Source organism: Methylocystis sp. IM3 (assembly GCF_038070105.1).
GTDB lineage: Bacteria > Pseudomonadota > Alphaproteobacteria > Rhizobiales > Beijerinckiaceae > Methylocystis.
On the sequence record NZ_JBBPBZ010000002.1, the window covers coordinates 779,721 to 798,352 of the forward strand.

The following is an 18,632-nucleotide window of genomic DNA, read 5'->3' on the forward strand; positions in this document are numbered from 1 at the left end:
CAAAAAGCAGAGGGCCGTCGCCTCGGCCCTCCTCTCCGCCAGGGAAGCCCGGCAAGCATTTTTGGCTTTTCGGGCGAACAGTTGCGCCTGTATGGTCGCGGCAGGCGGCTGCGCCGGGATCCGGCCGGCCGCCACGCGAGCTGGCGCGCGCATCCCGTCGGGGCGAGGGCAGGCGAGGGCATGCATATCGTCGCATTCGTGACGCAAAAGGGCGGGGCCGGCAAAAGCACGCTTGCGAGCAATCTGGCCGTCGCCGCCCATCTCGCCGGCGAGCGCGTCTTCATCTGCGACCTCGACCCCTTGCAGTCTCTCGTCAAATGGTCGAGGCTACGTCAGCAGATCGACATCCCTGTCGAGCATATTCCGCTGGAGAAGCTCGCCCCCGCGCTCGATGCGCTTCGCGGGAACGGCGTCACCGCCGTGGTCATCGACACGCCAGGCGCCCATTCCGAAGCTTCGACGCAGGCCATTCGCGCCGCCGATCTGTGCATCGTCCCGGCGCGCCCGAACGCGCTCGATCTCTGGGCCAGCGAGGAGACAGTCGCGCGAATCAAGGCGGCGCGGAAGGATTACGCCTTTCTGCTCAATCAATGCCCTCCGGCCCGGCAGGGCGGGCGTATCGCCCGAGGCGCGCGCGCGCTCGAGGACATCGGGGCCCTGCTCTCGCCGATGGTGTCGACCCGCGTCGATTATCAGGAAGCGGTCCTGCTGGGTCTCGGCGTCTGCGAGCTGAAACCCGCAGGAGCCGCGGCGCAGGAAATGACGGCGCTGTGGGCCGCGGTGAGCGCAAGACTGGGCGAAATCGACAGGCAAAGGCTGGCTGCTCGCGCCCAGTCGAATCCCGCCCTCGCCTCCTATCGCGACCTCGTCGACCAGGCCGCCAGAATGGGCGGCGTTTACGCCGATTTCTTCAAGGCCTTCCTGCCGGCCGGCGGTCCGGACCGGGGCAGGGCCGCGGCCGAGGACGAGGATGAAGAGCGCCGGCGCCGCCGGCCTTCGTGAAGGGGATGGGGGCTCGGTCCGCGGACCTTCTTCGACCCGCCGACGTTTATTCAGGCGTCGGCGGGCGCTCCCCGCGCCCATGCAGAGGTCGCGAGATGGTCGCGCTCGAGTCGCTTTTTCTGGCCGCGCTGCTCAGCGCCTTCATCGGTTTCGTGGCCTTCGTCGCGCTCGCCAGCCCACAGGCCAGCGGATCGGCGCAGTTGCGCGGCGCACTCGTGGGGATCGTCGTCGCGGCGAGCGTGGCGGCGGTGGGCGCATTTTTTCTCTACGCCATCAGCTCGGGCGAGACGCTCCCGCAGACGGTCTCCGACGCCGGGCCCTGACGGGCGCGGCGGCTGGCCCGGAGGGGCTTTAATTCCGGCCGCCCCGATACAATATCGAAGCCACTCAGGAAGGGGTTCGCTTCATGACCGACAATACCAACGACGATATGGACGGCCTGTCCGACCCCTTTAGCTACGAGGATCTCGTTTCGCAGCGGGCGATGGCTTTTTACCATGTCGCGCGGTTGACGGACACCGTTCAGGACGAGGCGGTGAAGGAGCTCTGCCTGACCATGTTGCGCAAGCTCAACGCCAGCATAAAGGCGCCGTCGACGGCCGAGCTGCGGAGCATAGAGGGCTCCAAGAGCCGATGACCGAGCGCATCCCTCAGGTTGTGGCAGTCGAGCCACAGTTGATGTGGTTTCTTTTTTCTTGCTGAGATTGAACACAGTTTTGCCACAGGTCGCGCCTCCAATCAACGCGTGCTCTCCTTGGGCATTTCCTCCCTGAACTTGGGCCGCTGGCCAACCAGCGGCTCCTTTTTTGTCCGCACACGGGCTGTGGCCTGTGGAGAACCGGCCTAAAACGCTGTTCTTTCGCGGCTGATGGGGCGTGAACCGTAATCCGGGCGGTTTCTCGGCGCGCGGCGATCGCGTATGATCCTGTCAGCCTGCGTGCGACCAGCGCGGGAATCGACGCAATTTATGAAGGGACGTGTGAATGCGCATCTTTATCCGCCTCTCGGCTCTGCTGACTTTGTTCGTGGCGGCGCCGGCCTTCGCTCAAGGCACGGCCGCTCAGCGCGCCGCCTGTGAGGACGACGCCTACCGCTTTTGTCAGGCGCAGGTGCCGGATGCGATCGCGATCGAGAAATGCCTGAAGGCCAACGCCGCGTCGATCTCCGGCGATTGCCGCGCCGAACTGGGATTGGCGAGCTCGGCTTCAGCCGATCCCGCTCCCGCGACGGGCGGCAAGAAGCGCAAGCACTAATCGAGCTGAATGAGAGCGGCGCGGGCGCTGGCCCGCGCTTCTTTCTGCGGTACGCCGCCAATCATTTCGAAAATTCCCGAAAAATCCTTGGCGCCTCCGCCCTGCGCCTCATAGATGGCGTAGAGCTGCGCCGCCGCCGCGCAGAGCGGCGTCACCGCCCCGGCCTTCGCCGCCGCCGCCTCCGCGAGGCGTAAATCCTTCAGCATGAGCCGCGCCGCGAAACCCGCCTCATAATTCCGATTGGCGGGCGAGCTCGGGACGGGGCCGGGAACGGGGCAGTAGCTCGTCAGCGACCAGGACTGTCCCGAGGAGACGGCCGCGACCTCGAAGAGCGCCTCGGGCGAGAGGCCGATGCGCGACGCGAGCCCAAAGGCTTCGGCGGTCCCGATCATGGTCACGCCCAGCATCAGATTGTTGCACAGCTTGGCGGCCTGCCCCAGGCCCGGCCCGCCGCAATGGAAGACCCGCGCGCCCATCTTTTCGAGCAGCGGCTTCGCCCTCCAGAAAACCTCGGCCTCGGCGCCGCACATGAAGGTCAGGCTGCGCGCGCGGGCGCCGGCGACGCCGCCCGACACAGGCGCGTCGATCGCTCTGGCCTGCGCCATTTCGGCGATCCGATGCGCATGGCGGGCGCTTTCGAGATCGATGGTCGAGCAATCGATGAAAAGGGCGCCTTTGGCCGCGTGCGGCAGCGCGGCGCGCCAGACCTCCAGCACCTGATCCCCGCTTTGCAGCATGGTGACGACGGTCTCGGCCCCCATCGCCGCTTCCTGCGCCGAAGCGGCGATGAGAACGCCCATGGCCGCCGCCGTGTCGCGCGCCGAACTGGCCTGGTCGAAACCTGTGACCTCGTCGCCCGCCGCGGCGAGATGGGCGGCCATGGGCGCGCCCATCGCGCCCAGTCCGATGAAGGCGATGCGGGCCATGAAGATTCCTTTCGCGTCAGGACATGGTCGGCATGATGAAGCTCGCGCCCTCCTTCACGCCGCTCGGCCAGCGGGAGGTGACGGTCTTGGTCCGGGTATAGAAGCGGAAGGCGTCGTCGCCATGCTGGTTGAGATCGCCGAAGGCCGAGCGCTTCCAGCCGCCGAATGTGTAATAGGCGAGCGGCGTCGGAATCGGCACGTTGACGCCGACCATGCCGGTCTGAACCCGAGAGGCGAAATCGCGCGCGGCGTCGCCGTCGCGGGTGAAGATCGCGACGCCATTGCCATATTCGTGCGCATCGACGAGGCTCAACGCCTCTTCGTAGGAGTTCGCCCGCAGGACGCTGAGCACAGGTCCGAAAATCTCCTCCCGGTAGATGCGCATATCGGGCGTCACCTCGTCGAAGAGGCAGCCGCCCATGAAGAAGCCGTCTTCATAGCCCTGCATTTTGAAGCCGCGGCCGTCGACGAGAAGCCTTGCGCCCTCCGCCACGCCCTGCGCCACATAGTTCTTCACGCGCTCGAGATGCGTCCTCGAAATCAGGGGGCCGAAATCGGCCGAAGGATCGGTCGAGAGGCCGATCTTCAAACTCTCGACGCGTGGCGCAAGTTGGCTCACGAGCCGCTGCGCGGCATCCTCGCCCACCGGAACCGCGACGGAAATCGCCATGCAGCGTTCGCCGGCCGATCCGTAGCCCGCGCCGATGAGAGCATCCACGGCCTGGGTCATGTCCGCGTCGGGCATGACGACCATGTGATTTTTGGCGGCGCCGAAACATTGCGCGCGCTTACCATTCGCACAGGCGCGCGCGTAGACATATTCGGCGATCTGGCTCGATCCGACGAAAGCCACGGCCTTGACATGCGCGTCGTCGAGTAGCGCGTCCACGGCTTCCCTGTCGCCATTGACGACATTGAACACGCCGGGCGGCAATCCCGCCTCGATCATGAGCTCCGCGAGACGCAGCGGCGTCGAAGGGTCGCGCTCCGAGGGCTTGAGCACGAAGGCGTTGCCGCAGGCAATCGCGGGCGCGGCCATCCACAGCGGAATCATCGCCGGAAAGTTGAACGGCGTTATGCCCGCGGCCACGCCGAGCGGCTGGCGCATGGAATAAACGTCGATGCCGGGCCCGGCGGAATCCGTGAAGCCGCCTTTCAGCAAATAGGGGGCGCCCACGCAAAACTCGACGACTTCGAGCCCGCGTTGAACATCGCCGCGCGCGTCGGCGATGGTTTTCCCGTGCTCGCGCGCCAGCAACATCGCAAGCGAGTCCATCTCGCGCCAGGTGAGCTCCAGAAATTTCATGAGCACGCGTGCGCGCCGCTGCGGATTGGTCGCCGCCCAGGCGGGCTGCGCGGCTCGCGCATTCTCGACCGCCGCGCCGACCTCGGCGCGAGATGCAAGAGGCGCGCGCCCGATGACCGCGCCGGTCATGGGTTCGAAAACCTCGGCGCTGCGCCCGTCTCCCCGAATGCGCCTTCCGCCGATGAAATGGGCAATATCGGACATATCTTCAAATCTAGGGCAGGGCGCCGCGCGGCACAGGCTGGCGCGCCCGCCCTCCGCGCCTTCGAGGTCCCGCCATGACCGAAGCTGCACAGGAAAAGAACCGTTACGCACTTGCGCCGCGCAATGTGGATTGGACCATCGACCAGGACTGGGCGTCCTATACGCCGGAAGAGCATGATCGCTGGAACAGGCTGTTCGCCCGCCAGGCGAAAATCCTGCCGGGGCGCGCGTGCGACGCGTTTCTCTCTGCGAAGAAACAGCTCGAATTGTCCCGCGGCGGAATTCCTGACTTTGCTGAATTGAGCGAGCGCCTCTCGCGTCTGACGGGCTGGCGGATCGTGCCCGTCGCCGGCCTCATTCCCGACGACGCCTTCTTCGATCATCTGGCCAATCGCCGCTTCCCGGCCGGCGCCTTCATCCGCCCCGAGCATGAGCTCGATTATTTGTCCGAGCCCGATGTTTTCCACGATGTCTTCGGCCATGTGCCGCTGCTCGCCGATCCGGTCTATGCGCAATTTCTCGAAGCCTATGGCAAGGGCGGCCAGCGCGCGCTGGACAGGGGCCAGCTTCACAATCTGGCGCGGCTCTACTGGTATACGGTCGAATTCGGTCTGATCGCGACGCCCCAGGGCCTGCGCATCTTTGGCGCGGGAATTCTCTCATCTCCCGGCGAAAGCGTCTTTGCGCTGGAAGATTCGTCACCTAACCGCGTCGCTTTCGATCTCGAGCGCATCATGCAGACGAAATACATCATCAGCGATTATCAGCAGACCTATTTCGTCGTCGAGAGTTTCGAGCAGCTTCTGAAGGAATGCTATCAGGATTTCGGCGCCCTCTATGACGATCTCAGGCGCCAGCCGGACATCGAGCCTCATGAGCTTCGTCCGGGCGATCACGTGATCACGAGAGGCGATCTGCATTATTTCCGCGCCAAGGGACTGGCGGCTTAGGCGTTAACAGGCCTTCACCGTCTGCTCGATGGCGCCGAAGATCGCGTGTCTGTCCTTGTCCACCATTTCGATGCGCACAACGTCGCCCGCTTTCAAAAAAGGCGTGCGCGCTTCGCCATGCATGAGCGTCTCCACCGTGCGCTGCTCCGCGATGCAGGAATAGCCGACGCCGCCCTGTGCGATGGGTAGGCCCGGCCCGCCGCCGCCCGCGCGATTGGAAACAGTTCCGGAGCCGATGATGGTTCCTGCCGCGAGCGGTCGCGTGCGCGAGGCATGCGCGATGAGCTGGCTGAAGTCGAAGGTCATGTCGACCCCGGCGTCGGGCTTGCCGAGCGGCGCGCCATTGATCGACGACAGCAGCGGCAGCGAAAGTTTGGCGCCGTCCCAGGCGGGTCCCAGCTCATCGGGCGTCGCTACGACAGGCGAGAAGGCGGAAGACGGCTTGGATTGAAAGAAGCCGAAGCCCTTGGCGAGCTCCTCGGCAACGAGCCCGCGCAGCGTAACGTCGTTTACGAGCATGATGAGCTTGATATGCTCGCGCGCGGCCTGCGGCGTGACATTCATCGGCACGTCGTCGGTTATCACCGCGACCTCCGCTTCGAGATCGAGCCCATGCTCGTAGTCGTGCAAGGGAATGGGATCGCGCGGGCCAAGAAAATTGTCGGAGCCGCCCTGATACATCAGCGGATCCGTCCAGAAGGACGCAGGCATGTCCGCGCCGCGCGCCCGCCGCACCAGCGCCACGTGATTGACATAGGCCGAGCCGTCCGCCCATTGATAGGCGCGCGGCAAGGGCGAGGCGCAATCCCTTTCACGGAAGCGAAACGTCGTCGTCGTTTCCGCCTCGACCCGCTCCGCGAGCCGTTCGAGTTCCGGCGCGGCCTTCGCCCAATTGTCCAGCGCAGCCTGCAGCGTTGGCGCGATGTCGTCGGCATAGGCCGCGCGCGTGAGATCGCGCGAGACGACAGCGAGCCGACCGTCGCGGCCGCCCTTGAGCGATGCAAGCTTCATGAGGCGCCTCCGGGCGTTCCGTCGAACCGTTTCGGCAGCGCCGACCAGCACGCCGCGTAATCCGTCTCGAGCGTGTCGAGAGCAAGCGAGTAAGCCGTCGGATGTTGCGGCAGACGCGTTTCGAACATGAAGGCGAGCGTCTTTTCCAGCTTCGCCGGCGACAATGGCGCCGTCGTCGCCGCCGCCACGGCGTCGGCGTCGGGTCCATGCGGCAGCATGGCGTTGTGCAGCGACGCGCCGCCCGGCGCAAAGCCTTCGGGCTTGGCGTCATAAGCGCCGAAGATCAGCCCCATGAATTCGCTCATGACGTTCAGGTGAAACCACGGCGGACGGAATGTATCCTCGGCGACCTGCCAGCGTTCCGGGAAGATGACGAAGTCGACGTCGCCGACGCCCGGCTGACTGGAGGGCGACGTCAGTACGCAGAAGATCGACGGATCGGGATGATCGAAGAGCAAGGGGCCCATTGGCGAGAAACGGCGAAGGTCGTATTTGTACGGCGCGTAATTGCCGTGCCAGGCGACGACGTCGAGCGGCGAATGGTCGAGGTCGCAGGCGTAGAAGCCACCGCCCCATTTCACCGTGAGCCGGCCCGGATGCGCATCGTCCTCATAGGCGGCTGCTGGCGTGAGAAAATCCCTCGCATTGGCGAGCCCGTTGGCGCCGATGACCCCACGGTAGGGCAATGTAAACGGCGCGCCGTAGTTTTCGCATAGATAACCGCGCACGGGGCTGTCGCGAAGCCTGGCCCTGAATTTGACGCCCCGCGGGATGACGCATAGTTCTCCCGGCTCCACCTCGATCGAGCCGAACTCGGTCTCGAAGATGAGCCCGCCCTGCTGCGGCAGGATGAGCAGCTCGCCGTCGGCGTCGTAAAAATACTGTTCCTTCATCGACTCCGTTACGAGAAAGACTCCGGCCGACATGCCGAGACGCGAATCGGCGTCGCCACAAGTCGTCATCGTGCGAACGCCTTCGATGAAGCAGAGCTTTTCGTCGGGAAGGGGAATCGCGCCCCATCTCAGTTGCGCGATGGGCCTTTCAGTTTGCTCGCGAGAGGGCGCCGTTCTCCAGAAAGGCGCGTCCACCGAATAAAAATTGCGCGCATGAAGCACGGAGGGGCGGATACGATAGAGCCAGGACCTCCGGTTTGCTCCCGGAGGCGCCGTGAAGGCGGAGCCTGAGATCTGCTCGGCGTAGAGGCCATAAGGACAGCGCTGCGGCGAGTTGCGCCCTCTTGGAAGGGCGCCCGGCAAGGCTTCGGTCTCGAATTCATTGCCGAAGCCGCTCATATAGCCCGTCATGTCAACCTGCCGGCTTCAGGACGCCGCGCCTCAGCTGATCCTCTTCGATCGACTCGAAAAGAGCGCGGAAGTTGCCCTCCCCGAAGCCCTCGTCGCCCTTGCGCTGGATGAATTCGAAGAAGATCGGGCCGATCACGGTCTTTGAAAAGATTTGCAGCAGTAGCTGCGGCTTTCCGGCGCCCTCGCTCACGCCGTCGACGAGGATGCCGAATTCCTTCAGTCGATCGACCGGCTCGCCATTATTGGGAAGGCGCTTCTCGATGGCTTCATAATAGCTATCGGGCGGGGAGGGCATGAAGTCGAGCCCTCTGTCGCGCAGCCTTTGCACAGTGTCGTAAATATCGTCGCAGGCGCAGGCGATGTGCTGAACGCCCTCCCCATTGTACGCGTCGAGAAACTCTTCGATCTGGCTCGTCTCGTCGGCGCTCTCGTTGATTGGAATGCGTATCTTTCCGCAAGGGCTCGTCATCGCGCGCGAATAGAGGCCCGTGAAGCGTCCCTCGATGTCGAAGTAACGGATCTGGCGGAAATTGAAGAGGCGCGCATACCAGTCCGCCAGGGCGTCCATTCGCCCGCGCCGGACATTGTGGGTGAGGTGGTCGATCGTCGTCAGACCCACGCCCTCGGGTTTCGGGTCGCGCGCGCCGATCCATCTGAAGTCGATGTCCCAGATCGAGCCTTCCTCGCCATAGAGGTCGACGAGATAGATCAAGGCGCCGCCGACGCCTTCGATCGCGGGGATGTTGAGCTCCATCGGACCCGTTCGCGAGGGAACCAGCGTCGCGCCGAAGTCCGCGGCGCGTCGGAAGGCGACGCCTGCGTCCTTGACCCGGAAGCCGAGCGCGCACACCGACGGGCCATGCGCCCGCGCAAATTCCGCCGCAAAACTCTCCGGCTCCGCGTTGAGAACGTAATTGATGTCGCCCTGCCGATAGAGCGTCACATCCTTGGAGCGGTGACGCGCGACCGCGGCGAAGCCCATGGTCACGAACAAAGCCGCCAGCCGCGCGGGCTCCGGATGGGCAAATTCCACAAATTCGAAGCCGTCCGTTCCCATCGGATTGTCGAGGGCGCCGTGGGCGGCGGGGTCGGAAACGAGCGTCGTCATCGCCGGTCTACCTGTCGTTACGCAAGAGATATTGCGGCGCCGGCCTGCGGGTAGCCCTATCTCAGTCTTCAGCACAGAATCTCGTCCCAGGGAGACGGAAAATGCTCTTTTATGATTACGACAGGTCGTCCGCGGCCTACCGCGTGAGGATCGCGTTAGCGATCAAGGGGATTTCCGTCGAGCGGCGCTTCGTCCATCTTCTTCGCGCAGAGCAGAGGCTTCCGGCCTATCTGGAGAAAAATCCTCAAGGCCTCGTGCCCGCGCTCGAGCTCGACGATGGAACGGTGCTGACCCAGTCGCTCGCGATCATCGAATATCTGGAGACGCTCCAGCCGAACCCGAGGCTCGTTCCGGCCGATCCTGTTCTTGCCGCGCGCGTACGGGCGGCGGCGCTCGCCATCGCCTGCGATACGCATCCGCTCGGGAATCTGCGGGTGGTCACATATCTGCAGGAAAGGCTCGCGCAGAGCGAGGCGGACGTGCTGGAGTGGCGCCGCCACTGGGTGCGACTTGGTCTCGATGCAGTCGAGGCTCTGATCCGGCCGTCGCCCTTTTGCTTCACCGCAGCGCCCACGATCGCCGACATCTGTCTCGCGCCGCAGCTTTTCTATGCGGAACGCTTTGGGGTTACGCTCGAAACCTATCCGAAGATCGGCGCGGTCGCCGCCGCCTGCGCCGAACACCCGGCCTTTCGGGCGGCGCATCCCGACGCAGCGGAGGCGGCGCCGGGACCTTGAAACGACCGAGCGCCGGCAAATATAGCCGGTTATGCCGCCTCACGGCAGTTGGAGTCGGGCGCGATGCGCCATTTTACCCCTGTCATGGATTTCGATCTCGGCGAGACCGCGACTCTGCTGCGCCAGCAGGTCGAAAACTTCGCGGCGAAGGAAATTGCGCCGCGCGCCGTGCAGATCGACGCTGATAATTCTTTCCCGGGCGACCTCTGGCCCAAGATGGGCGCACTTGGATTGCTGGGCGTCACGGTCGCGGAGGAATACGGCGGGGCGGGGCTCGGATATCTCGAACATGTCATCGTCATGGAGGAGCTGAGCCGCGCCTCGGCCTCCGTCGGCCTCTCGTACGGCGCCCATTCCAACCTCTGCGTCAATCAGATCCATCGCAATGGAACGCCGGAACAGAAACGACGGTATCTTCCCAAGCTCGTTTCGGGAGAGCATGTCGGCGCGCTGGCGATGTCGGAGCCCGGCGCGGGCTCGGATGTAACCAGCATGCAGCTGACCGCTGAAAGGCGGGGAACGGATTACATCCTAAACGGCGCCAAGATGTGGATCACCAACGGCCCCGACGCGGACATTGCAATCGTTTATGCAAAGACCGACCTGCAGGCAGGAGCGCACGGGATCACCGCTTTCATCGTAGAGCGGGAGTTTCCAGGGTTCCGTTCGGGGTCAAAGCTCGACAAGCTCGGCATGCGCGGCTCGAATACGAGCGAGCTGATCTTCGAAGACTGCGTCGTTCCGACCGAGAACGTCCTGGGGCTGCCCGAGCGCGGCGTCAATGTGCTGATGAGTGGCCTCGACTATGAGCGCGCCGTTCTCGCGGGAGGGCCGATCGGCATCATGCGCGCCTGCATGGATGTGGTTCTGCCCTATGTTCACGACCGCAGACAATTCGGGCGTCCGATCGGCGAATTCGAACTCATGCAGGGCAAGCTCGCGGACATGTACACGGCGCTGAGCGCGACGCGGGCTTATGTCTACGCCGTCGCAAGAGCCTGTGACCAGGGGCGAAGCACGCGCAAAGACGCGGCCGCGGCGATTCTCTTTGCCGCAGAGCGCGCGACATGGATGGCGTTGGAAGCGATCCAATGCCTCGGTGGCAATGGTTATACGAACGACTATCCGGCCGGACGCCTGCTGCGCGACGCAAAGCTTTATGAAATTGGCGCAGGCACGAGCGAGATCAGGCGGATGCTCATCGGCCGCGAGCTTTTCATGGAGACACGCTAGCTTCCACGCGAGGATGAATGGCCTTTTTGGAAACATCGGTCGATCCGCGCTCTATGGCCTTCGCGCAGAACCGAGAAACCATGACTGCGCTCGTCGACAAATTGCGCGAGACGTCGGCCAGGCTCCGCGAGGGCGGCGGCGAGGAGGCGCGGGCGCGCCATCTGTCGCGAGGCAAGATGCTTGTCCGCGACCGGATCGAGGCGCTGGTTGATCCACTTTCTCCTTTTCTGGAGATTGGGCATTTCGCCGCCTATGACATGTATGACGGCAATCTCGCATCGGCCGGGGTCGTCGCCGGAATCGGGCGCATAGAGGGTCGAGAGTGCATGATCGTCGCCAATGACGCGACGGTGAAGGGCGGCGCCTACTTTCCCATGACCGTCAAGAAGCACCTGCGTGCGCAGGAAATAGCGGCGCAAAACCGCTTGCCCTGCCTCTATCTCGTCGATTCCGGCGGCGCCAATCTTCCGACCCAGGACGAAGTTTTCCCAGATCGCGACCATTTCGGGCGCATCTTCTACAATCAGGCGAGGATGTCGGCGCAGGGGATCGCTCAGATCGCGATTGTCATGGGGTCCTGCACGGCGGGCGGCGCCTATGTGCCGGCGATGTGTGACCAGACGATCATCGTTCGCAATCAGGGAACGATCTTTCTTGCCGGGCCGCCGCTCGTCGAGGCCGCGACGGGCGAGCGGGTTTCAGCCGAGCAACTCGGCGGCGCGCAGGTTCATTCCACGACTTCCGGCGTCGCCGATCACCTGGCGGAAAATGACGCGCATGCGCTGTCGCTTGCACGGGAGGCCGTCAGCCGTCTGGTTGCGCCCCGCGCGCACGGCGGCGCGACGAGAGAGCCGGCGGCGCCCTGCCATGACGAGAGTGAACTCTACGGGCTCATCCCGGCGGATCTTCGCAGACAATACGACGTCCATGAGGTCATCGCCCGCCTCGTCGACCGAAGCGAATTTCACGAATTCAAGGCGCTCTATGGCCAGACGCTTGTCACGGGCTTCGCGCGCATCTGGGGCCACGAGGTCGGCGTCATCGCCAACAATGGCGTCCTTTTTCCTGAAAGCGCGCTCAAGGCGGCGCATTTCATCGAGCTTTGTGTGCAACGTGAGACGCCGCTCGTCTTCCTGCAGAACACGACCGGCTTCATGGTTGGCCAGAAATACGAGTCCCAGGGGGTCGCCAAGGAAGGCGCCAAGATGGTGACGGCGGTCGCCACGGCCGCGGTTCCGAAATTTACAGTGGTGATCGGGGGGAGTTTCGGCGCTGGCAATTACGCCATGTGCGGGCGGGCCTATTCGCCGCGCTTCCTGTGGATGTGGCCAAACGCACGGATCAGCGTCATGGGCGGCGAGCAGGCGGCGAACGTGCTGACGCGGGTGCGCAAGAGCGCGCTCGCCGGCCGGGGGCAGCCCTGGCCCCCCGAAGAAGAGGAGGCTTTCGCCGCCGGCATTCGCGCACAGTATGAGCGACAGGGTAACGCGCTCTACTCGAGCGCGCGTCTCTGGGACGACGGCGTCATCGACCCGCTCGATACGCGTCGCGTGTTGGCGCTCGCGATTTCAGCAAGTCTCAATGCGCCTGTCGAACAGACGCGTTTCGGTCTCTTTCGCATGTGAGGGCGTGATGGATCTGATGGAATCCAGGGATAGGCGCGGCGTCGTGACTTTGACCCTCAATCGCCCGCACAAGCGTAATGCTTTCGATGCGGCGCTGGTGGAGGCATTGACGCAGACGCTGCGCCGTCTCGACGCCGACGCCGACGCGCGCGTTATCATATTGACAGGGGCAGGCGAGAATTTCTGTGCGGGCGGCGATATCGAATGGATGCGCCAGGCGGCGAGCGCCGCGCCGGAGATCAATGAGCGGGACGCATTGGCGCTCGGCGCGATGTTCGAGACGCTCGACAAATTATCGAAGCCAACCTTGGCGCTCGTTCAGGGCGCCGCATTTGGCGGCGGCGTCGGTCTCGTCGCCTGCTGCGACATCGCCATCGCAGCGAAAAGCGCGAAATTCTGCCTGAGCGAGGTCAGGCTCGGCCTCATTCCCGCAGTCGTTGGACCCTATGTCGTCAACGCGGTGGGCGCCCGGCGCGCCCGCGCGCTGTTTCTTTCCGCGGAAATCGTCGGCGCCGATTGCGCCTTCCATATCGGTCTCGTTCACGAGGTGGCGGCGAACGGCGGGCTGACGACCGTACGCGATCGCCTCGTCGAAGCGCTTCTGCTCGGCGCGCCTGGCGCACAGGCGCAGGCGAAGCGCCTCGTCGCCCTGTGCCAAGACGGCAGGTGCGATCCCGCTCTGATCGCCGAAACGGCGCGGCTTCTGGCCGAACGCCGTGCCTCTGCCGAGGGCGTCGCGGGGTTGAAAGGATTTCTTGAGAAGCGCCGGCCCGACTGGCGGGCGCTTCGGACGCCGTAGCATGTTCCACAAAGTCCTCATTGCGAACCGGGGAGAGATCGCCTGCCGCGTCATCCGGACGGCAAGACGGATGGGCGTCGGAACTGTCGCGGTTTATTCAGAAGCAGACCGTGACGCCCTACATGTGCAGATGGCGGATGAGGCCTGGTTGATTGGTCCGGCGCCGGCGTCCGGAAGTTATCTTTCGATCGACATGCTGCTGGAGGCCGCGCAACGAAGCGGCGCGCAGGCGATTCATCCAGGCTATGGCTTTCTCTCGGAATCCGCGGACTTTGCGGCGCGGTGCCGGTTGAGCGGATTCGTTTTCATCGGCCCGTCGCCGGAAGCTATGCGCGCGATTGGCGGCAAGGCGGGGGCCAAGAAGCTCGTCGCGCGCATCGGCGCGCCGACGGTTCCGGGTTTCCATGGCGAAGCCCAGGACGTGCAGACATTTCTGCAAGCTGCAAAGCGGATCGGCTTTCCGATCGTCGTCAAGGCGTCCGCCGGCGGCGGCGGGCGGGGGATGCGGATCGTCTGGAACGCCGAAGAACTGCCGATGGCGATGGAGAGCGCAGGACGAGAAGCTTTGGCCGCCTTTGGGGACGGACGGCTGTTGATCGAAAAATATCTCGAGCGGCCTCGCCATGTGGAGGTCCAACTCGTCGCCGACAGCTTCGGCAATGTCGTGACTTTCCCCGAGCGCGACTGTTCGCTTCAGCGGCATCATCAGAAACTTGTGGAGGAAACGCCGGCGCCAAATCTCGCGCCTGCGCTGAGGCAGGCGCTGCGCGCGACGGCGTCGGAGATTGCGCGCGCGGCAGGCTACACGGGCGCGGGCACGGTTGAATTTCTGGTCAAGGACGATGAGTTCTATTTTCTTGAAGTGAATGCGCGATTGCAGGTGGAACACCCTGTGACCGAAATGATCTCTGGCGTCGATCTCGTCGAATGGCAATTCAGGGTCGCCGCCGGGGACCGGCTCCCCATGAGAGACGAGGAGATCGGGGCGCGCGGCTGCGCGATCGAAGCGCGTATCTGTGCGGAAGATCCGGCGGAGAACTTTCGCCCTTCTTCCGGTTCCATCTCGCATCTTGTCTTTCCGCCGGAAAGCGCCGCGGTCAGGATCGAGACAGGCGTCCGGACGGGCGATCGGGTCTCGCCTTATTACGACTCGCTGCTCGCCAAGCTGATCGTCTGGGACGACGAGCGAGAGGGCGCCGTACGAAAAATGCAGTGGGCGCTCTCGAAGGTTGAACTCGTTGGCGTCGCCTCCAACCTCGATTTTCTTCGCCGTCTCGTTGACCAGCGCCGCTTCGTCGTCGCTGACGCGGATACGCGTCTTGTCGATGCGGTTTCGAAAACGTCGCCGCCACCGGATGAAGGAACGAAGCAATGGCTTCTCGCCGCCGCCGCCGCCGCCTGGCGCCAAAAGGCTGAAGAAAGCGCGCGGTCGACGGCTGCTGCGTCGGGAGAGCGCTGGTCTCCATGGGCCGAGCCGGACGCGTGGAGGCTGGCGGGCCGCCATGCGTCCGAACTCGACTTTCGTCTCGGCGCCGCGATCCTGACCTGCCGCTTTGGCCTCATCGACGCGAAGCGCTTCTGGATCGAAACGCCACGCGGTCGCTCAATCGTCTCCGCGACCTTCGACGGCTACAGAATGGGTCTTTGTCTCGACGGCGTACGAAGAGAGTGTTCACTTATTTATGGACCGGATGGTTACGTCGTCGTCCACGAGGGCCGCAATTTTGCGCTCGAATGGATTGATCCGCTGGCGCCTCCGGCGCGAGGCGCGGACAGGGAGAAAGGCTTCGTCGCCCCCTTGCCGGCGCGAGTGACGCGCATTTTCGTCAAGGACGGAGAGCGCGTCATGAAGGGCGCCCCCATCCTGCTGCTGGAGGCGATGAAGATGGAGATTCCGATGAACGCGCCAAAGAGCGGGGTCATCGAGGCGGTGCTCTGCAACGAAGGTCAGTCCGTGCAGGAAGGCGAGACGCTCGTCGCCATGGCGGAGGGCGCATGATTCCTGACAGCGTTCGACTGGTCGAGGTCGGTCCGCGAGACGGCTTGCAGAACGAAGCCGTGATCGTCCCCCCGCCGCTGCGCGCCCGCCTGATCGGCATGCTGGCCGGCGCCGGGCTCGCGAAAATCGAGGCCGCTAGCTTCGTTCCGGAAAAGCTCGTTCCGCAAATGGCCGGCGCCGCCGATGTTCTGGCGATGCTGACGCCGTCCCTGCGCGCACGCATGGCCGTGCTGGCGCCAAATCTTCGCGGCTTTCAGAAAGCGGTGGAGGCGGGGGCGCGGGAAGTCGCTGTCATAACTGCTGCGTCGGAAAGCTTTGCGAGACGCAACATGAACTGCGGGATCGACGAAAGTCTCGCGCGTGCAGGAGATATCGCCGCCTCAGCACGGGCGCAGGGCGTCCGCTTGCGCGGCTATGTCTCCTGCGCGCTCGGCTGTCCATTCGAAGGGAACGTCGAGCCAAGGCGAGTGGCGGAAATCGTGCGCGAATTCGACAGGGTCGGCTGCGCCGAGATTTCGCTCGGCGATACAATCGGCGTGGCCACGCCGCTCGCTGCGCGGCGACTCGTCGAACACGTTGCGAAGGAGGTGCCCTTGCAGCGGCTTGCCGGACATTTTCACGACACTTACGGTCAGGCGCTTGCGAATATCTTCGCCTGTCTGGAGACCGGACTTGCCGCCTTCGACAGTTCGGTCGCCGGGCTCGGCGGATGTCCCTTCGCGCCCGGCGCGACAGGAAACGTCGCCACGGAGGATGTCGTTTACATGTTGCGGGGCTGCGACGTCGAGACCGGCGTCGACCTCGACCGTCTGCTCGACGCGGCGGCTTTCATCTGCGACGTTTTGGGTCATCCGCCGCGCGGGAGGGTGGCGGTCGCCCGTGCGGGGAGTAGCCGGCCGCCGCCCTGCGCGGGCGCAGGCGAAGGATAGGGAAAACGCCATGCGGATCAGCTCGCAATCGGGATTGAGCGACGAGCAGGTCGCCATTCAGGAAATGGCGAGGCGCTTCGCGGAGGAGCATCTCGCACCTCATGCGCTGGAGTGGGACAGGGAGAAGATTTTCCCTGTTGAAACGCTTCGAGCCGCCGCCGGGCTCGGTATGGCGGCGATCTATTTGCGCGAAGAACTGGGCGGCGCCGGACTCTCGCGCGTCGACGCGGCGCTGATCTTCGAGGCTCTATCGACGGGCTGCCCGGCGGTCGCCGCCTATCTCTCGATTCACAATATGTGCGGCTGGATGATTGGCGCCTATGGATCGCAGCCGCAAAAGGCGCGCTGGCTGCCGCGGCTCGGCGCCCTGGATGTTTTGACAAGTTACTGCCTGACAGAGTCCGGCTGCGGATCGGACGCTGCGGCGCTGCGCACGCGAGCGACGAGGCGCGGCGACAGTTTTTTTGTTTCGGGAGAAAAGCAATTTATTTCTGGCGCAGGCGCCGGCGGCGCGGCGCATCTTTATATTGTGATGGCGCGCACCGGTGAAGCGGGGCCAGGCGGAATTTCAGCGTTTCTCGTTGAGGGCGACGCGGTTGGCGTGTCCTTCGGCGCCAACGAAAGAAAGATGGGCTGGAATGCGCAACCGACGCGCGCCGTCATTTTCGACGATTGCCGCGTGCCTGCCGAAAGTCTTCTCGGAAGAGAGGGCGAAGGCTTCAAGATCGCAATGGCGGCGCTCGATGGCGGCCGAATCAATATCGGCGCCTGCTCGCTTGGCGGCGCCGCGCGCGCACTGGAGGCGGCGCTCGATTATGTGGGAGAGCGCCGCGCCTTCGGACGGCGCCTTGCGGAGTTTCAGGCCTTGCAGTTCCGTCTCGCCGACATGGCGACAGAACTCGAAGCCGCGCGCGCCCTGCTCTGGCGCGCCGCGGCCGCGCTGGATCGGGGCGATAGAGACGCGACCCGGCTTTGCGCCATGGCGAAGCGGATCGCGACCGATACGGGCTTCGCCGTCGTCGATCATGCGCTCCAGCTATTTGGCGGATACGGCTATCTTTCCGACTACGGGATAGAGAAATTATCGAGGGATCTCCGCGTGCATCGGATATTGGAGGGCACGAATGAAATCATGCGCCTCATCGTGGCCCGCGAACTTCTCGGGGAGCGGGGCGCATGATGGAACAGGCTGAGCTTCTCGTCTCGCGTCACGGGCGCCTCGGGCGCATTCGGCTTAATCGGCCGAAGGCGCTGAACAGCCTGACTCTGAGAATGGTGCGGCTTTTCACTCAGGCGCTGATGGATTTCGGCAAAGACCCGCAGATCGTCGGTGTTCTGGTCACGGGGGAGGGCGAGCGCGGCCTGTGCGCAGGCGGAGACATTCGCGCGCTCTATGAGCTTCGTAACGGGGACAAGAGCTATTACAAAACATTCTGGCGCGAAGAATATGAACTCAACGCGCTCATCGCGGCTTTCCGCAAGCCTTACGTCGTGCTGATGGACGGCCTCGTGATGGGCGGCGGCGTCGGCATATCGGCGCATGGCAATCATCGCATCGTCACCGAGCGGACCAGACTTGCGATGCCCGAGACCGGGATCGGTTTCATCCCGGATGTCGGCGGCACGTGGCTTTTATCGAGGGCAGGCGGCGCTGGTCTTTATATGGCGCTGTCCGGCGCAGCCGTGTCGGGGAGCGACGCTGTGAGCCTTGGTCTGGCAGATATCCTGATCGAGTCGGACGGTCTCACCGAACTTGTCGGGCGGCTGCTGTGCGTCTCCGACGAAAGCGAGGTTTCGACCGCTCTTGCCGATCTCTCACGCCCGCCGGAAAAAAGCGTGCTGATGAAAGAAAGAAGCGCGCTCGACAACGCGGCGGCTCGCCACGGGGTCGAGGAGATTCTGAACGAGATGGAGGCCAGCGCCTCCGCTTTCCTGCGCGCGGCCGCAGCCGAAATAAGGCATAAATCTCCGACCAGCGTGAAAGTAACTCATGCGCTCTTACAGCGCGCGTCACGCGCGCGCGGGCTAGAGGAGTGTCTTCTGAACGAATATCGCGCCGCCTGCCGCCTCCTCGAAAGCCATGATTTATACGAAGGCATACGGGCCGCGGTCATTGACAAGGATCGCGCGCCCAAATGGGCTCCGGCGACGCTGGACGAAGTCACCGACTCGATGGTGAGGAGCATACTGGCCGGCGATGGCGCTCCGGAGCCAGTCTTTCGAGGCGGCTCATAGCTGCTTTACCT

The 18,632-nt window shown here is 64.2% G+C and carries 18 protein-coding genes; 13 read left to right on the forward strand and 5 right to left on the reverse strand.

Features of this window, described 5'->3' with window-relative positions; genetic code table 11:
- The first annotated feature begins 180 nt into the window (after positions 1-180).
- From WOC76_RS05585 to WOC76_RS05600, 4 genes are all read left to right on the forward strand, one after another.
- Positions 181-1,002: a ParA family protein gene (locus WOC76_RS05585; RefSeq protein WP_341387589.1), complete on the forward strand. Its 822-nt coding sequence runs from the start codon at positions 181-183 to the stop codon at positions 1,000-1,002.
- 95 nt (positions 1,003-1,097) lie between these two features.
- Positions 1,098-1,325: a hypothetical protein gene (locus WOC76_RS05590; protein ID WP_341108386.1), complete on the forward strand. Its 228-nt coding sequence runs from the start codon at positions 1,098-1,100 to the stop codon at positions 1,323-1,325.
- Positions 1,326-1,408: 83 nt separating this feature from the next.
- Positions 1,409-1,639, forward strand: coding sequence for a hypothetical protein (locus tag WOC76_RS05595; RefSeq protein ID WP_341108385.1), 231 nt, complete (start codon positions 1,409-1,411; stop codon positions 1,637-1,639).
- Between the two features lie 346 nt (positions 1,640-1,985).
- Positions 1,986-2,255, forward strand: coding sequence for a hypothetical protein (locus WOC76_RS05600; RefSeq protein ID WP_341108384.1), 270 nt, complete (start codon positions 1,986-1,988; stop codon positions 2,253-2,255).
- Here WOC76_RS05600 and mmsB read toward each other — a convergent pair.
- The gene (gene mmsB / locus WOC76_RS05605; RefSeq protein ID WP_341108383.1) at positions 2,252-3,181 is read right to left on the reverse strand and encodes a 3-hydroxyisobutyrate dehydrogenase; all 930 of its coding nucleotides are present in this window, start codon (positions 3,179-3,181) and stop codon (positions 2,252-2,254) included. The genes WOC76_RS05600 and mmsB overlap by 4 nt on opposite strands.
- A gap of 16 nt (positions 3,182-3,197) precedes the next feature.
- Positions 3,198-4,691: a CoA-acylating methylmalonate-semialdehyde dehydrogenase gene (locus WOC76_RS05610; protein ID WP_341108382.1), complete on the reverse strand. Its 1,494-nt coding sequence runs from the start codon at positions 4,689-4,691 to the stop codon at positions 3,198-3,200.
- Between the two features lie 74 nt (positions 4,692-4,765).
- Here WOC76_RS05610 and phhA point away from each other — a divergent pair, with 74 nt between their 5' ends.
- A complete protein-coding gene (phhA, locus tag WOC76_RS05615; protein ID WP_341108381.1) occupies positions 4,766-5,641 on the forward strand; it encodes a phenylalanine 4-monooxygenase in 876 nt (291 codons plus the stop codon).
- A gap of 3 nt (positions 5,642-5,644) precedes the next feature.
- Here phhA and WOC76_RS05620 read toward each other — a convergent pair whose 3' ends face one another.
- Genes WOC76_RS05620 through hppD form a run of 3 tightly spaced genes read right to left on the reverse strand, consistent with a single transcriptional unit; the run spans position 5,645 to position 9,064 of the window.
- Entirely contained in the window at positions 5,645-6,652 is a 1,008-nt protein-coding gene (locus WOC76_RS05620) for a fumarylacetoacetate hydrolase family protein (RefSeq protein ID WP_341108380.1), read from the reverse strand.
- Positions 6,649-7,956, reverse strand: coding sequence for a homogentisate 1,2-dioxygenase (hmgA, locus tag WOC76_RS05625; RefSeq protein ID WP_341387593.1), 1,308 nt, complete (start codon positions 7,954-7,956; stop codon positions 6,649-6,651). The genes WOC76_RS05620 and hmgA overlap by 4 nt, the downstream gene beginning before the upstream one ends.
- 1 nt (position 7,957) lies before the next feature.
- Positions 7,958-9,064, reverse strand: coding sequence for a 4-hydroxyphenylpyruvate dioxygenase (gene hppD / locus WOC76_RS05630; RefSeq protein ID WP_341108378.1), 1,107 nt, complete (start codon positions 9,062-9,064; stop codon positions 7,958-7,960).
- Between the two features lie 101 nt (positions 9,065-9,165).
- Between hppD and maiA the strand changes: the two genes are divergently transcribed.
- The 8 genes from maiA (at position 9,166) to WOC76_RS05670 (ending at position 18,621) form a co-directional block, all read left to right on the forward strand.
- The gene (gene maiA / locus WOC76_RS05635; protein ID WP_341387596.1) at positions 9,166-9,801 is read left to right on the forward strand and encodes a maleylacetoacetate isomerase; all 636 of its coding nucleotides are present in this window, start codon (positions 9,166-9,168) and stop codon (positions 9,799-9,801) included.
- Between the two features lie 63 nt (positions 9,802-9,864).
- On the forward strand, positions 9,865-11,034 hold the full coding sequence (locus WOC76_RS05640) for an isovaleryl-CoA dehydrogenase (RefSeq protein ID WP_341108376.1): 1,170 nt from the start codon (positions 9,865-9,867) through the stop codon (positions 11,032-11,034).
- A 17-nt stretch (positions 11,035-11,051) separates the two neighbouring features.
- Entirely contained in the window at positions 11,052-12,659 is a 1,608-nt protein-coding gene (locus WOC76_RS05645; protein ID WP_445928463.1) for a carboxyl transferase domain-containing protein, read from the forward strand.
- Between the two features lie 43 nt (positions 12,660-12,702).
- Positions 12,703-13,458 carry an enoyl-CoA hydratase-related protein gene (locus tag WOC76_RS05650; RefSeq protein WP_341431318.1) on the forward strand — a complete coding sequence of 252 codons (756 nt, stop codon included), beginning with the start codon at positions 12,703-12,705 and terminating at the stop codon, positions 13,456-13,458.
- 1 nt (position 13,459) lies between these two features.
- The gene (locus tag WOC76_RS05655; RefSeq protein WP_341108374.1) at positions 13,460-15,457 is read left to right on the forward strand and encodes an acetyl/propionyl/methylcrotonyl-CoA carboxylase subunit alpha; all 1,998 of its coding nucleotides are present in this window, start codon (positions 13,460-13,462) and stop codon (positions 15,455-15,457) included.
- The gene (locus tag WOC76_RS05660; protein ID WP_341108373.1) at positions 15,454-16,386 is read left to right on the forward strand and encodes a hydroxymethylglutaryl-CoA lyase; all 933 of its coding nucleotides are present in this window, start codon (positions 15,454-15,456) and stop codon (positions 16,384-16,386) included. The genes WOC76_RS05655 and WOC76_RS05660 overlap by 4 nt, the downstream gene beginning before the upstream one ends.
- A gap of 10 nt (positions 16,387-16,396) precedes the next feature.
- A complete protein-coding gene (locus tag WOC76_RS05665; protein WP_341108372.1) occupies positions 16,397-17,566 on the forward strand; it encodes an acyl-CoA dehydrogenase family protein in 1,170 nt (389 codons plus the stop codon).
- A complete protein-coding gene (locus WOC76_RS05670; protein ID WP_341108371.1) occupies positions 17,563-18,621 on the forward strand; it encodes an enoyl-CoA hydratase/isomerase family protein in 1,059 nt (352 codons plus the stop codon). Before WOC76_RS05665 ends, WOC76_RS05670 begins: the two co-directional genes overlap by 4 nt.
- The last annotated feature ends 11 nt before the right edge of the window (positions 18,622-18,632 follow it).